This window comes from Paenibacillus sp. FSL M7-0420 (assembly GCF_038002345.1).
Lineage (GTDB): Bacteria > Bacillota > Bacilli > Paenibacillales > Paenibacillaceae > Paenibacillus_AQ.
Genome location: NZ_JBBOCJ010000001.1, coordinates 5324555 through 5340167, shown reverse-complemented (window position 1 = coordinate 5340167; position 15613 = coordinate 5324555). Strand labels below are relative to the sequence as shown.

General features: G+C 50.5%; 14 protein-coding genes and 1 pseudogene. 14 read left to right on the top strand and 1 reads right to left on the bottom strand.

The features are described from left to right. Positions 1-46: 46 nt before the first annotated feature. Positions 47-283 carry a DUF2626 family protein gene (locus MKX51_RS22790; protein ID WP_036724295.1) on the bottom strand — a complete coding sequence of 79 codons (237 nt, stop codon included), beginning with the start codon at positions 281-283 and terminating at the stop codon, positions 47-49. A gap of 346 nt (positions 284-629) precedes the next feature. Here MKX51_RS22790 and MKX51_RS22785 point away from each other — a divergent pair, with 346 nt between their 5' ends. The 14 genes and pseudogenes from MKX51_RS22785 (at position 630) to MKX51_RS22720 (ending at position 15589) form a co-directional block, all read left to right on the top strand. After that, positions 630-1277 carry an RsfA family transcriptional regulator gene (locus tag MKX51_RS22785; RefSeq protein WP_340938887.1) on the top strand — a complete coding sequence of 216 codons (648 nt, stop codon included), beginning with the start codon at positions 630-632 and terminating at the stop codon, positions 1275-1277. A 137-nt stretch (positions 1278-1414) separates the two neighbouring features. Further along, positions 1415-2395, top strand: a complete 981-nt coding sequence (locus tag MKX51_RS22780; protein ID WP_340938888.1) for a ketopantoate reductase family protein — start codon at positions 1415-1417, stop codon at positions 2393-2395. 6 nt (positions 2396-2401) lie between these two features. Continuing rightward, a complete protein-coding gene (locus MKX51_RS22775; RefSeq protein ID WP_036690228.1) occupies positions 2402-2788 on the top strand; it encodes a DUF3397 domain-containing protein in 387 nt (128 codons plus the stop codon). A 150-nt stretch (positions 2789-2938) separates the two neighbouring features. After that, positions 2939-4657, top strand: a complete 1719-nt coding sequence (locus MKX51_RS22770) for a peptide ABC transporter substrate-binding protein (protein WP_340938889.1) — start codon at positions 2939-2941, stop codon at positions 4655-4657. Between the two features lie 224 nt (positions 4658-4881). Further along, entirely contained in the window at positions 4882-5814 is a 933-nt protein-coding gene (locus tag MKX51_RS22765; protein WP_340938890.1) for an ABC transporter permease, read from the top strand. A 3-nt stretch (positions 5815-5817) separates the two neighbouring features. Further along, positions 5818-6765, top strand: coding sequence for an ABC transporter permease (locus MKX51_RS22760; RefSeq protein ID WP_340938891.1), 948 nt, complete (start codon positions 5818-5820; stop codon positions 6763-6765). A gap of 25 nt (positions 6766-6790) precedes the next feature. Further along, a pseudogene (locus tag MKX51_RS22755) lies at positions 6791-6957 on the top strand (peptide ABC transporter ATP-binding protein); the annotation flags it as partial. 251 nt (positions 6958-7208) lie between these two features. Then, complete coding sequence (locus tag MKX51_RS22750; RefSeq protein ID WP_036724386.1) at positions 7209-8129, top strand: ABC transporter ATP-binding protein; 921 nt, start codon at positions 7209-7211, stop codon at positions 8127-8129. 194 nt (positions 8130-8323) lie between these two features. Then, positions 8324-9955, top strand: a complete 1632-nt coding sequence (gene bshC, locus MKX51_RS22745) for a bacillithiol biosynthesis cysteine-adding enzyme BshC (RefSeq protein ID WP_340993980.1) — start codon at positions 8324-8326, stop codon at positions 9953-9955. Positions 9956-9980: 25 nt separating this feature from the next. Further along, a complete protein-coding gene (locus MKX51_RS22740; protein WP_340752293.1) occupies positions 9981-11252 on the top strand; it encodes an adenosylhomocysteinase in 1272 nt (423 codons plus the stop codon). 209 nt (positions 11253-11461) lie between these two features. Beyond that, positions 11462-11899 (top strand): division/cell wall cluster transcriptional repressor MraZ, encoded by a 438-nt coding sequence (mraZ, locus tag MKX51_RS22735; protein WP_036724286.1) that lies wholly within the window; start codon positions 11462-11464, stop codon positions 11897-11899. 39 nt (positions 11900-11938) lie between these two features. Beyond that, on the top strand, positions 11939-12892 hold the full coding sequence (rsmH, locus tag MKX51_RS22730) for a 16S rRNA (cytosine(1402)-N(4))-methyltransferase RsmH (protein ID WP_340993979.1): 954 nt from the start codon (positions 11939-11941) through the stop codon (positions 12890-12892). 23 nt (positions 12893-12915) lie between these two features. Beyond that, on the top strand, positions 12916-13311 hold the full coding sequence (locus tag MKX51_RS22725; RefSeq protein WP_340938894.1) for a hypothetical protein: 396 nt from the start codon (positions 12916-12918) through the stop codon (positions 13309-13311). A 46-nt stretch (positions 13312-13357) separates the two neighbouring features. Next, entirely contained in the window at positions 13358-15589 is a 2232-nt protein-coding gene (locus tag MKX51_RS22720) for a penicillin-binding transpeptidase domain-containing protein (protein WP_340993977.1), read from the top strand. Positions 15590-15613 lie beyond the last annotated feature (24 nt).

The following is a 15613-nucleotide window of genomic DNA, read 5'->3' as shown; positions in this document are numbered from 1 at the left end:
TCCCATAAAGCAAGAAGCCATATCCGTTCATTTCTATATATATGCGTTAGAGCGGCAATTCCATCTCAAATATCGTCCAATAGCTGAAGCCTGTAAACGTCAGGATCATATACCCCCAAAAGAGCAGAATGTAGGTCTTTTCTGTAAATTTCATATAGCCCAGAATCACAAAAAAAGCGGTTTGCAAAAAGAATAGCAGGGCCATTTCCGTGAGATTACCGGCAAAAGCCATAAGTCCGATGGTGAGTGTGAAAAATCCTAATACGCGAAACATGCGGTCCAAGAGAGGGTCCCCCTTCCAGTATGAATCCGGCTAACAGCTGCTTTAGCTTTATTATAACGGCTCTCCAAAACACTGTAAACGAATTCATTGAAAAAAATTCAAAATTTCATAAAATATATGATTTTTATTATTGACACAAGCCTTTAGTTTCGAAAAGGAGAATTTATAGCAAAGGGAGTATGAGGTCCAGACAAATTGGCAATACAAATTAGTATCAAATAGATTCTATGAACTCTAATAGAGGCATAGAAATGGAGTAAGCAGCTTTTATCCCTATTCACTACCCGGCGGAGCTGCCGGTTCTGAAGATGGTTATTTCATGATGTTGTTAGGAGGGTTAGGCTTTATGACAGCCGTTAGACAGGATGCTTGGAGTGCAGAAGATGATCTGATATTGGCAGAAATAACGCTGCGTCATATCCGAGAGGGCAGCACACAGCTTGCTGCTTTTGAAGAGGTGGGTGAAAAAATCGGCAGAACGTCGGCTGCCTGCGGTTTCCGCTGGAACAGCTGCGTGCGCAAAAGCTACGAGGAGGCCATCGGGATTGCCAAAGGCCAGCGCCAGAAACGGAGCTATCTGAAAAAACAGCCTGCTTCGCGCGGGGCGCAGGTAGCCGGACTGATTCTCGGTGACATTGAGGAAGATTACAGCCGCAGCGAAGGATTAAGCGAGAACAGTTTGTCCATCGATGCTGTCATCCGCTTTTTGCGGCAATGGAAAGGAACGTTCCAGGAGGCCGGAAGACAGCTTAAGATGCTGGAGCGTGATCTGCGGGAGAAGGAAGAAGAGCTTTCAGAGCTGAGAGTGGAGAATGAACGCTTATCCAGAGAGGTTAATCTTGCCCAGAGCGATTACCGTGTGGTCAATGATGATTACAAGGCACTGATCCAGATTATGGACCGTGCCCGCAGGCTGGCTTTTCTGAATGAAGAGGATGAAGAGAAGACCCGCTTCAAAATGGATGCGAACGGAAACCTGGAACGGATTGAATAGAAGATTTAGGCAGCGAGCCCTGCGTCCGAATGCGTAACAGCAACGGATTAGCAGGGTTTTTTGTTTTGCTTTTGCAGAGACAGGCAGGATATAATTAGGAAAATTATTGGAGCTTGGCATGGCAGGGGGCAGGGTTAGTGAGAATAGATGTGATAGGTGCGGGGTCACTGGGGCTGCTGCTTGCAGGCCGGCTGATCGCCGGTGGGGCTGAAGTACGGATATGGTGCAGGGGGGAGGAGCAGAGCAGGGCATTATCCGAACGGGGGCTGACTGTCAGCTATGAAGATGGCAGGGAGGCGACACAGCTTCCAGGCGGGAGCTTCTCCGCTGCACCGGTAGAAGAATATACACAGTGTCAGCTGACAGAGCCGGGGGAGGTTACCTTGATTACGGTTAAGCAGAAGGTGCTTCATGAAGCTCTGCCTGCGATTCTCCGGCCGCTAAGAGACAGGAAGCTTGTAATTATAGGCTTTCAGAACGGCTGCGGACATCTGGAGCTGCTCGGGGGGCTGCTGCCGCAATCATCCATCTGGGCAGCTGTAACGACAGAGGCGGCGAAGAGGAAAACATTAACAGAGGTTATTCATGCCGGCAAAGGGGAAATATGTATAGGGAAGAGCAGCTCTCCTATAAATATTCATGAAACTGACCGGCAGGCATCTGAGCCTGCGGCGATAATTAGTTTCATAGAAGCTCTTGCCTCAGCAGGATTTCACGCTTCTCTGTCGAAAGAAGTGGATACCATCATTTACCGGAAGCTCTTGATCAATGCTGTAATTAATCCTTTAACCGCCATTTGGCGGGTTCAGAACGGCGAATTGCTGGCCTTCCCTGCACGTGTACTCCTAATGAAGGAACTGTATACAGAGGCAATCGGGATATTCGAGGCCTGCGGGATCACCCTAGAGCAGGGTGCCTGGGAAGCCATTCTTGAAGTATGCCGTGCGACCTCGGGCAATACATCATCGATGCTGGCTGATGTACTTGCTGCAAGGGAGACGGAAATCCGCTGGATTAACGGAAGCATTGTGAATATGGGGCTGCGGCAGGGCGTTCAGGCTCCGCTGCACCGCTGGATCTGCGGACTGGTAGAAGGCATGACTGTGAGGGAGGGGTGAAGCTGTTTGGAATTTCTCCGGAATTCGTTCGGCGTGTTAAGCGTTATTCCGATTGTTCCTTTTTTGATTGTGTATTTCGCAGGAATCGGGCTGAGGCATGATAAGAGGAAAACGATGATGCTGGCGATGGATGTAACTACCTTATTTTTATTGCTGTCAGTTTCGGGACTGTTTAATATCATTTTTGACTCAACCTTTGGATTCTTTCTTATACTACTTATTGTATTAATATCCGCAGGACTGATTGGCGGCGCGCAAAACCGCCTCAAAGGAGGGGTGGACGGAAAACGGTTACTTCGTGCTGTGTGGCGGCTTTCTTTCTTTTTCCTGGGCGTAGGTTACGTATTATTTATGGTGGTAGGCCTCATTCAATACATATCACAAGCGATGTAACGTTCCACTGCTCCGGTGAAGCGTCAACGTCACAAAATTTTAAAGAATTAAAAAAAAGTCGTTTTCAGAAAATATTGCTCTAGATTTTTTTGACCACTGGTTGTATAATCATAAACCATATACCACATTCTATTTAGGGGGAACTGCTAGATGAAGAAGAGTAAAAGTCTATTGCTCATGATCGCAATGGTTCTCGTGATCGGCACAGTGCTTGCTGGCTGCGGCGGTAACAAGAACAATGCGAACAGCGGCACCAATGCAGCGGCGACGACTGCACCAGAGGGCAGCACGAACACAGGAACAACAGGTGACGAGAAGCTGGCTGCTGACCAGACACTTAGAGTCAACCTGACTGCAGAACCACCTACGTTTAACCCTGCACAAGCTCAGGACAGCCAAGCCAACACCGTCCTGAAAACTATGTATGAAGGCCTGACCCGCATGAATGATGAAACTGGCCAAGCTGAGCCGGGTATTGCTGAAAAGTGGGATATTTCCGCTGACGGACTGGTATATACGTTCCACCTGCGTGATGCACAGTGGAGCAACGGTGACCCTGTAGAAGCTGCTGATTTCGTTCGCGCATGGAAAATCGTGCTCGACCCTAACACAGATCCTACTGCACCTTACGCTTATCAATTGTACTACCTGAAGAATGGTGAAGAATACTACACTAAGAAAGTTGCAGATTTCAACGAAGTGGGCGTAAAGGCTGTAGATGCGAAAACTCTTGAAGTTACGCTGAAAGCACCAACTCCTTACTTCCTTGGCCTTCTGTCCTTCTATACTTATTACCCTGTACACAAATCCGTTGAGGGTAATGCTAAATGGGCTACAAGCAAAGACACTATGATCACTAACGGTGCGTTCACACTGACTGAGTGGACTACCGGCCAATCCCTGCAAGTTAGCAAGAACGATAAGTACTGGGATGCTGCCAACATCAAGCTGGCTAAAATCGACTTCTCCCTGGTTAACAGTGGAGCAACTGAACTCTTGAGCTACAAGAACGGCGAGCTTGACCGCGCTGGCGCACCTCACGGTGAAATCCCGCAAGAACAGGTGCCAATCGTACAAAAAGAGCTTCCTAACGAATTCCAGAGAAAAGGTATCGCAAGTACCTACTATTATGAATTCAACATCACTGAAAAACCGTTTGACAATGTAAAAATCCGTAAAGCTCTTGCAATGTCTATTAACCGTCAATCGCTGATTGACAACGTAGCACAGGGCGGACAACTTCCAGCATTCGGGTATGTACCTCCAGGTATCGCGGGCGCTGACGGTGAATACCGTACTGCAGTTAAAGACGACTACTTCAAAGAAGATATTGAAGGAGCCAAAGCATTGCTGAAAGAAGGTCTGGCTGAAGAAGGTCTGACTGAGCTGCCACCGGTTGAATTGTCTTACAATACAAGTGAAGGCCACAAGAAAATTGCTTTGGCTGTAGCTGATATGTGGAAACAGGCTCTGGGTATCACTGTTAACACGGTGAACCAGGAGTGGGCAGTATTCATCGACAACCGTCAGAACCTGAACTACCAGATCGCACGTGCCGGCTGGACTGCGGATTACAATGATCCAATGACCTTCCTGGATATGTGGGTAACAGGCGGCGGTAACAATGATACAGGTTACGCTAACCCTGAGTATGACAAACTGATTCAAGAAGCGAAAACAAGCTCTGACCTGGCAAAACGCCAAGAATTGTTTGCTCAGGCTGAGAAAATGATCATTCAGGATGACATGATCCTGATTCCGTTCTACTACTACACCAACAACTCCCTGACTAAAGAGTACCTCAAAGGTGTAACTCTTGACTTCAGCGGTGCCATTGACTTCACTCGTGCTTACCTGCTTGAGCACTAAGAAATGCAGAACCTTCAGTTTATGAACTGAATAGTGATAGTCTGAAGGGAGCTTTACACTTCGGGATATATATGTGGAATTCCATATATATCCCTTTTTTTTGCATTTCGGGCTTTTTGTTAAAGATTTCACGAACTTACAAAATAAGAAATTAGACAAAAGGCCATTTTTTTCATAAAATCTAATTATGTGTCTCAAAAAAGTCAAAGGAGGTGTTGATGGGGATGGTTCGTTATATTGCCAATAAGTTTTTCTATATGCTTGTTTCGCTATTTGTGCTGATTTCAGCGACCTTTTTTCTGATGAAAGCTATTCCGGGGGACCCGTTTACTTCTGAAAAGAAGATTCCACCAGAAATAAAAGCGCGTTTATACGAGCAATATGGATTGGACAAGCCGCTCTATCATCAGTATTTCAAGTATTTGGGTGACATTGCCCAGGGTGATCTGGGTGTATCCATGAAGCGTCTGAATCAGGATGTAACACACCTGATCGGCCAGACATTCTCGGCGTCTCTGAAGCTGGGGCTTATCGCAATTCTTGTGTCGGTTATTGTCGGAGTCTTCCTCGGCATGATGGCGGCACTCTATCACCGTAAGTTTATTGATAGTGCAGCAATGGTGCTGGCGGTGCTGGGGATTGCGGTTCCGAGCTTTGTAGTCGCCTCGCTCCTGCAATATGTGTTTGCTTACAAGTTCCACATGTTCCCTGTCTCCGGGTTCAAAGGGCCAATGTATTATGTCCTCCCGGTAACGGCGTTATCAGCGCAGCCTATAGCCTTCATAGCGAGGCTGACGCGCTCCAGTATGCTGGAGGTCCTGCATGCAGATTACATTAAGACGGCTAAGGCCAAAGGCCTAAGCTGGGCAGCCATCTTGAGCCGCCACGTGCTGCGTAACGGAATTCTGCCGGTGGTAACCTATATGGGACCTATGACGGCTAACATCGTAACCGGTTCGGTCGTTATTGAGCAGATCTTCGGTGTCGGCGGGATCGGCAAGCAATTTGTCGAAGCGATTGGCGTCCGTGATTATACCGTTATTATGGGGATTACCATCTTCTATGGTGTACTGCTTATGGTAGCGCGGTTTATCACCGACATTGCTTATGTGTTTATAGATCCGCGTATCAAACTATCTGGCGGAAAGGAGGGCTAACGAGTGGCTTCTGACAAAAACTTGGTATCGCAGGATGCGAACCTGAAACCGGAAGATTTCCGTAAGATTGGAATTGATGAACGGCAAGCTGAAGTCATTCAGCGCGAAAGTCTGTCCGCCTGGCGGGATTCCTGGGAGCGCCTGCGCCAGAACAAAATGGCAATGACAGCTCTGGGGGTTCTTGGACTGATCGTACTGGCTGCAATTTTTGCGCCGTTCTTCTCAAAGTTCAATTACTACTCTAATGATTTGCTCAACACGAATAAGCCCCCGTCATCCGATCACTGGTTTGGTACAGATGATCTGGGACGCGATATCTTTGTCCGTACCTGGTACGGCGCACGAATCTCACTGATTGTCGGCCTTGCCGCTGCTGCCATTGACCTTTTCATTGGGGTTATCTACGGCGGAATCATGGGTTATTTCGGTGGCCGTGTAGACAATATCATGAATAAGATCTCTGAAATTCTGTACTCCATTCCATACCTGCTGGTAGTTATCCTGCTGCTGGTTGTACTTGAACCAAGCCTTGGTACCATTATCCTGGCGCTGACGATAACAGGCTGGATTACGATGTCCTGGATTGTGCGCGGCGAGATTATGCAGCTGAAGAACCGTGAGTTCGTATTGGCTTCGCGTTCGATGGGTGCAGGGTCCAAGCGGCTGCTATTCAAGCATCTTTTGCCGAATGCGGTTGGACCGATTATTGTAACGATTACGCTGTCCGTGCCGAATGCCATCTTTGCCGAAGCGTTCCTGAGTTTCCTTGGTCTTGGTGTACAGGCTCCGGTAGCTTCACTCGGATCGATGATCAATGACTCGCTGACCGGCTGGCTTTACTATCCGTGGCGTTTCCTGTTCCCTGCGATTCTTATCAGTTTAACGATGCTTTCCTTTAATATTTTTGGTGACGGTCTGCGTGATGCGCTTGACCCTAAGCTGAAGAAATAGAAATACACTATGGTGGAACCCATGCGGCAAAGATATTGGCATGATATTTCAAGACCCGATGACTTCTTTGAACCCAATGATCCAAGTGGGCAATCAGATAACCGAAGTTTTGATTAACATCAGAATATGCTAGCGGCCGAAGCGAATCATTAAGCTGTTGAAATGCTGAAGCTAGTAGGCATTATGAAAGCGTAGGCTCGCTTTAACCAATATCCCCACGAATTCTCCGGCGATGTGCAGCAATTCGCTTGGGATCTCCATCATCCTGAATACGCTGAACCCCGGCGCAGTTGCCGGGACAGATGAGAGGGTTATCTTAATACACCAATGGTCTTGTGCGGCACTGCAGCATAAGACCTCACAGAGTTCAGTGATACGCTTATAGCGCACTGCTGAAATCTGCATTCGATGGCCAAGGAGGTGCAGTTCGTTTGAGTAAGAATCTGAGCAAGAATCTGATTGAAGTAGAAGGTCTTAAGAAATATTTCAATGTGGGCAAAGGAAGAGTTCTTAAGGCAGTTGATAATATTAGCTTCTCGATCCGCGAAGGCGAAACCCTGGGTATGGTAGGGGAGTCGGGCTGCGGCAAGACAACTGCCGGCCGTACCGTTCTCCGCTTGTATGAGCCGACTGCAGGAAGCGTGAAATACAATGGTACAGATATCTACAAATTGTCCGGCGGCAAGATGAAGGCGATGCGGCGGGATATGCAAATGATTTTCCAGGACCCGTATGCCTCGCTTAACCCGCGGTTCACCGTGTCTGATATTATCGGTGAAGCACTGGATATTCACAATCTGGCCGGTAGCCGGCAGGAACGCAAGAAGCGGATTGAAGAGCTGCTGGATATGGTTGGACTTAACCATGACCATGCCACCCGTTATCCGCATGAGTTCTCCGGCGGACAACGCCAGCGTATCGGGATTGCCCGTTCACTCGCCGTGAACCCTAAGTTCATCGTCTGTGACGAGCCGATCTCGGCACTCGACGTATCCATCCAGGCGCAGGTCGTTAACCTGCTGAAGGAGCTGCAGGATCGTCTTGGACTGACTTATCTCTTCATCGCGCATGACTTGTCCATGGTTAAGCATATCAGTGACCGTGTGGCCGTGATGTACCTGGGCAAAATGGTAGAGCTGGCGGAAAGCGAAGAGTTGTACGCTAATCCGATCCATCCGTATACCAAATCCCTGCTCTCGGCGATTCCGGTTCCGGACCCAGAGGTTGAAGCCAACAAAAAACGCATTCATCTGCATGATGAGCTGGGCAGCCCGATTTATGCAGCCGGCGAGAAAACAAATGACAGCGATTATGAGCTGGTTGAGGTGTCCAAGGGACATTTCGTAGCCAAGCAATTTGCCTAAACTTAAAATGACAGGCGGAACGTAGGCGGGAGCATTCAGCTCTCGCCTATTCTTTCAATTTACGGATATCCTTCAAAAGGATGGCGTATATTACTTTGACGCCACACTCAACATTAGATACAATCATAAAGGGTTTAACGATTTATGAATTACATATAGCAGCGGGTTATTGCAGAACAAGGAGGCCATTATCAATGAATGTTGTACCGGAACCACTGCCGGGCGGATCTGCGCTCGCCAGCGACTATATACATCAATACGAAACAGTAGGACATTTGTATGGCGGGGACTTCCGCAGCCAGGAGAGCCGGGAAGACCGCGCAGCGTGGCTTGATTGTACAGGAAGCTTGCGGGCAGACCGCGCAGAGGTTGTATCGTACCTGCGCAGCTACAACGGGAAATACAATACCCATGAAGCCGTCCTCCGCTCGATAGAATTGCTGGAACAGCCGGATACCCTAGTGGTGACAGGCGGCCAGCAGAGCGGCTTGTTCACCGGCCCGCTCTTTGTGGTCTATAAAGCCATTACTACGATTCAGGCGGCCCGCGAGGCAGCGGTCCAGCTTGGCCGGCCTGTCGTTCCGCTGTTCTGGATTGCGGGTGAGGACCATGACTGGGATGAGGTCAATCATACCTATGTGCTGAACCGGAGCGGCGAAATTACCCGGATCAAGCTGGATAAAGGCGAAGGACCCCGGTCCTCGGTCAGCGAGATCCAGGTAGATGCCGAGAGCTGGCTTCAGGCGGTTACGCAGCTGGACGGCTTATTGCAGGACAGTGAATTCAAACTGCAGCTGATGGAGCTGGTTACGGCTGCATCCACGGGCGCCGGGAATATGACGGAGGCATTTGCCAAGCTAATGGGGTCTTTGTTCGGCAAATTCGGACTGATTCTGCTGGATTCGGCCGATCCTGCGCTGCGCAGGCTGGAAGCGCCCATGTTCGCTTCCATGATCGAACGGAATGACGAACTGGAGGCGGCCTATCTTGCAGCGGCTGAACGGATTAAGGCGAGCGGATATGAGCTGCAGGCTGATGTGACGCCCGGCAATGCGAATCTTTTCTATATTCATGAAGGTGCAAGGCTTCTGCTCCATAAGGTGGAGGGGCGGTTCGCAGACCGGAAGGCGACTGTCTCATTCTCACGTTCCGAGCTGCTGGAACTGCTGGAGAGCCATCCCGAACGGTTCAGCAACAATGTGCTAACCCGTCCGCTGATGCAGGACTATGTACTTCCTGTACTTGCTACGGTGCTTGGACAAGGGGAAATGGCTTACTGGGCCATTCCGCATCAAGCCTTCAGGGTGCTGGATGGACAGATGCCGCTGATTATTCCGCGCATGTCTTTTACAGTGATTGAGGGAACGCTTCGCAAGCATATGGATAAATACGGCTTGTCCTTCACGGATGTGCAGACGGGTCTGGATGATAAACGCAAGGCGTGGCTGAATGCTCAGGATGAGCTGAAGCTCGAAGACAAATTCGAAGAGATCAAATCAGCATTCTCCGGGATGTATGAGCCGCTGATCGAGCAGCTTGGCAGCATACAGGCAGGTCTGCTGAAGCTGGGCAGCAATAATAAGGATAAGATTATTGACCAGATCTCCTTCCTGCAGGGCAAAGCTCTGGATGCGATGGAGAAGCAGAATGAGGCTGCGCTGCGCCAGTGGGAACGGATTGAGCTATCGCTAATGCCGCTGGGCAAGCTTCAGGAGCGGGTCTACAATATGATGTATTATCTGAACCGGTACGGGCTGGAATGGCTGGAGGAATTGATGGCTGTGCCTGCTGACTACAGCGGAACACACCGTATTATTTATATGTAAGCAAATTATTCTAGGGGGTCCTACCATGAGTTCATTATCCAAGCAAAACAGTATTGTTGCCGATATGTCGCTTGCACCCGAGGGGCATCTCAAAATCGACTGGGTTCGCCAGCATATGCCGGTACTGAACCGTATCCGAGAGCAGTTCGAAGCCGAGCAGCCGTTCAAGGGGCTCAAGGTATCGATCACCCTTCACCTGGAAGCCAAGACCGCTTATCTGGCCAAGGTAGTGCAGGCTGGCGGCGCTGAGGTAACGATTACAGGGTCCAACCCGTTATCTACCCAGGACGATGTGTGTGCTGCGCTCGTTGAGGATGGCATTACCGTATTTGCCAAGTACAATCCTTCTCCGGAAGAATTCAAGGCACTGAACATCCGGGCACTGGAGAGCAAGCCTGACCTGATTATTGATGACGGCGGTGATTTCGCCACCCTGCTGCACTCCGAACGACCCGACCTGATGGAGAATATCCGCGGTGGTGCTGAGGAGACAACTACCGGTATCATCCGCCTTAAGGCACTGCAAAAGCAAGGAATGCTGAAGTTCCCGATGGTGGCTGTAAATGACGCCTATTGTAAATATTTGTTCGATAACCGATATGGCACAGGACAATCGGCATGGGACGGCATCGTCCGCACCACCAACCTGATTGTGGCCGGCAAGACCGTGGTTGTGGTGGGATATGGCTGGTGCGGCAAAGGGGTGGCGATGCGGGCCAAGGGGCTTGGGGCGAACGTAATTGTTACGGAAGTGGATGCGATTAAGGCGGTAGAGGCGCATATGGACGGCTTCCATGTCATGCCGATGCTCGAAGCTGCGAAGCACGGTGATTTCTTCGTTACAGTCACAGGTAACCGTTATGTGATCCGTGGTGAGCATTATGATGTGATGAAGGATGGCGCGATTCTCTGCAATGCCGGACATTTCGATGTGGAGGTCAACAAGCCGGAGCTGGCTGAGCGCTCAGTGTCGCAGCGGACGGTGCGCAAGAATATCGAAGAGTATCAGCTGAAGGATGGACGCAAGCTGTACCTCCTGGCCGAAGGACGTCTGGTGAACCTTGGCGCAGCCGATGGCCATCCGGCAGAGATTATGGATACCACCTTCGCACTCCAGGCGTTGTCCCTTAAATATGTGAATGACAATTATAAGAGCATTGGTGTCAAAGTGGAGAATGTTCCCTATGAGCTGGATGAGCAGGTAGCGCGTTACAAGCTGGAAAGTCTGGGGATCGCCATCGACAGCCTGACACAGGCGCAAGTCGAGTATCTGGACAGCTGGAATCTGAACGACTAAGGATATGGATCTGCACGAGCCCGGAGCCAATCACATTGGCCCGGGCTTTTGCGTGTCCGCAGGGGATGCAGGAATAGCCTCTTGACAAATAAGAAAAAATTACCTTGCTCCGGAAAAAGGTTTTTGATTTTTAATGGCGAATCTATTATGCTTAGGTGGTGAAAAGTGGGGCAAAGTGGGGAATCGGGATGTAGAGGTGGGAATAGATCATGTTTATGGGGGAATACCAGCATACCATTGACGATAAAGGACGGATCATTATCCCGGCCAAATTCCGTGACATGCTTGGAACCTCCTTCGTGGCGACCCGCGGCCTGGACTCCTGCCTGTTTGTTTATCCCATGGAAGAATGGGGAATCATGGAGCAAAAGCTTAAAAGCCTTTCACTGATGAAATCGGATGCCCGTGCCTTCAGCCGCTTTTTTTTCTCGGGAGCGACGGAGTGTGTATGGGACAAGCAAGGCAGGGTGAATCTGCCGGGAAACTTGCGGCAATATGCCAAGCTGGACAAGGACTGTGTTATTCTGGGCGTTTCGAACCGGGTGGAGATCTGGAACAAGGAGCTATGGGAGCAGTACTTCGAACAGTCAGAGGAATCGTTCAACGAAATCGCTGAGAAATTGGTGGATTTCAATTTTGATCTATAAAACATAACATTTCGAATTACTGCCTTGGAGGGATGCAGCTTGTTTCACCACATCACGGTACTAAAAGAAGAAGCGACAGAAGGGCTGCACATCAAGAAGGATGGCCTATATGTAGATTGTACGCTCGGGGGAGCCGGGCACAGCGCCCTTATCGCATCCAAGCTTAGCGGTGGGGGACGGCTGATCTGTCTGGATCAGGATGACTGGGCACTGAACAACGCGAAGGAGAGATTGTCCGGATACGGCGACAAGGTGGTGACCGTCAAGACCAACTTCCGCGATCTGGAGCAGGTGCTGAAGGGATTGCCATTTGTTCCGCAAAAGGACGGAGTTCCCCAAGTAGACGGGATTCTCTTTGATCTGGGGGTATCTTCTCCGCAGTTTGATGAAGGGGAACGGGGCTTCAGCTACAACCATGACGCTCCGCTGGATATGCGGATGGACCAGTCGGCACAGCTGAGCGCGGCGGATATCGTCAACACCTGGAGTGAGCAGGAAATCGCCAGGGTGCTTTTCCAGTATGGAGAAGAGAAATTCTCCCGGCGGATTGCCCGGAAGATTGTAGAGCGCAGGGAAGAACGTCCGGTGGAGAGCACCGGAGAGCTGGCCGAGCTGATTAAGGAAGGCATTCCTGCGGCGGCAAGAAGGACCGGAGGACATCCGGCCAAGCGGAGCTTTCAGGGGCTGCGGATAGCCGTCAATGATGAGCTGGGCGCTTTTGAGGAAGGGCTGCATGCCGCTGTCCGTTGTCTGGCGCCTGAGGGAAGGGTGTCTGTTATTACCTTTCACTCGCTGGAGGATCGGATCTGCAAGCAGATTTTCAGTAGCTATCTAAGCCGCTGCACTTGTCCGCCTGACCTGCCGTACTGCGTATGCGGTGCCGAAGGCACCCTGAAGCTGATCAACCGTAAGCCGATTGTGCCGGGAGAAGAAGAGCTGGAGCATAACTCACGTGCCCGTTCAGCCAAGCTGCGTATCGCAGAGAAATTGTAGATGACGATAAAGGAGAATCAGAGATGGCTTATACCCGCGGTAATTTAGCAGTTCAACCCAAGAGAAAACAAGAGACCAACCCGCTCTACCGTGAGAAAAAGAAAGTTGTTACCACGCGGAGAGTGCTTCCGCTGCAGGAGAAGCTTATGTACCTGCTGACACTGGGAGCCTTTATTCTGGTAGCAGCCGCCCTGATCTGGCGTTACGTCCATATTTACGATTTGAATATGCAGGCCCAGAAGCTGGACAGCGAAATCGCCAAGAACAAAAAGCAAATTGCCACCTATCAGATGGAGAAGCAGACGCTGGAGCAGACGATTGTCCCGCGGGCGAAGGAAATGGGCTTTGTGGTCCCTTCTGAGGACTCTACTATCTATGTTCCGCTTAACAGCCAGGCTACTGACAAAGCCGGTAAATAATCAGCGATGAACGGCAATCGCAATAATAGAGGTTGTGAGGTACCTTATGGTTAAGAGAATCAAACTTCGCACGCTGTTTATAGGAGGGTGTATTACCCTCTTTTTTCTTGTTTTAGTCGCCAGAGTATTCTGGATTCAGGTTCTGCAAGGCAAGGAGTGGCAGGAGACCGCAGCTAAGCAGTGGGCCCACACTTCAACCATCAAGGCTGTCCGCGGGGTGATCGAAGACCGTAACGGCAGTGTTCTGGCAAGCGATGTGCCGGCCTACACGGTGGTGGTTAACCCTGAGGTCATTGCCGAGAAAAAGATCGGTGAAGAGGTGATTCAGGGCCTGCATGAGCTGCTGAACAAGCCGGTGGATGAGTTGAAGAAGCTGGTGGAGGCCAAGGATAAAGACGGGAAATATCTGAAGAACCGTGAGATCCGTAATGAGGGCTGGAAAATCGATGAGGAAATGAAAGATAAGGTGACGGCTTTCGTTGAGAAGCTCAAGAAGGAGCATGATACGCTGGAGACCGGAGTCGGACTCGTCAGGGAGCAGAAGCGCTATTATCCGAAGGGTTCGCTCGCTGCACATATTCTGGGATATACCGACAGGGACGGCAAAGCGATGATGGGACTGGAAAAGCTCCTGAACAAACAGCTCTCCGGTACGGACGGCAAGCTGAACTACCAGAGTGACGGCAAGGGCATCAAGCTGCCCGATTCGAAGGATACGTTCCAGCCTGTGGTCAATGGAAGCAACTACAAGCTGACGATTGACAGCACGATTCAGTTCTATATTGAAGAGGCTATGAAAAAGGCGTATGCGGAGTATAAGCCGAAGTCGATCAGTGTTATTGCTGCCGACCCGAAGACGATGGAGATTCTGGGTCTGGCCAATATGCCTACCTTTAACCCAAATGAATATTATGATCAGAATCAGGATGCAGCCGGCTTCTATAACCATGCTATTATGACGAGATTTGAACCGGGTTCAACGTTCAAGATTGTACCGCTGGCGGGTGCTGTGCAGGAGAAGCTGTTCAATCCGAATGCCACCTTCCAGTCCGGTTCCGTCCGGATTAAGGGATACAGCAAGCCTATCTATGATATGAACAGAGCCGGTTACGGAACCATTAGTTTCCTCGAAGGAGTTAAGCGGTCGAGTAACGTTGCGTTCGTCAAGCTCGGTTATGAGATGCTGGGCAAAGAGAAGCTGCTGCAGTATATTACGGATTTCGGGTTCACTGAAAAGACAGGCATTGATCTCCCGGGAGAGGTTACGGGTATTGTCAACCCTGATCCGAACAGGGCGGTAGAGAATGCAACGCTTGCCTATGGACACGGTAAGCTGCTGGTGACTCCGATTCAACAGCTTGCAGCCGTCGCGGCGATTGCGAACGGCGGCAAGCTGCTCGTGCCGCATGTGGTGAAGGAGGTTACCGATCCGAACACCGGCAAGACTACGGTCACGCAGACAGAGGTTGTGCGTCAGGTACTATCCGAGGCAAGTGCCCGTGAGACAAGCAGCTATCTGGAGCAGGTAGTGGCCGATCAGCAGCACGGAACCGGCCGGCATGCCTACATTGAGGGATACCGGGTAGCAGGTAAGACAGGTACGGCGATCAAGCCGGATGGTAAGGGCGGGTATGACCGCGATAAGGTCCGCTCCTCCTTCCTCGGTTATGCACCAGCCAATGACCCTAAGATCGCAGTCTTCGTCATTATTGACGAACCTGCCGATGCGGCCGGCGGCGGTGCGGCGGCGGGTCCGGTCTTCAAAGATATCGTCTCCCAGGCGCTTCCTTATATGGGCGTACCCAAAGCGGGGGATGTCACAGGCCCTGCTGACAAGAAGACGGTGAAGGCCGAGGCTGTGGTCCAGCGTAAAGCGCCGGATCTGACCGGCAAGACGGTGAAGGCGGCGAGACAACTGCTCATTAATCAGGGCTTTGATTTCGAAGCTGTAGGCCAAGGGGCAAATGTAGTCAGCCAGTACCCTGAGAAGGGCACCGCACTGACCGCCGGACAGCGCATCTATCTGTTAAGTGAGCAGGGAGAGAACGTGACGCTTCCTGATCTGCGCGGGCAGTCTCTGCGCGATGCGCTGGAGATTCTGAACCTGCTGAAGGTCGGGATCTCCATTGAGGGAGAAGGCTATGTCACAGAGCAGAGCCAGGCCAAGAGTAAAGGGAAGACGCAGGTATCACTTACGCTTAGCCCTCTCAATGAATACGGCGAGAATATACCTGTTGCCTTAGCCGTTGATGCCGATAAGGAAGAAGCTGCAGAGTAACACCCATATAGGCTTGTTCTAACC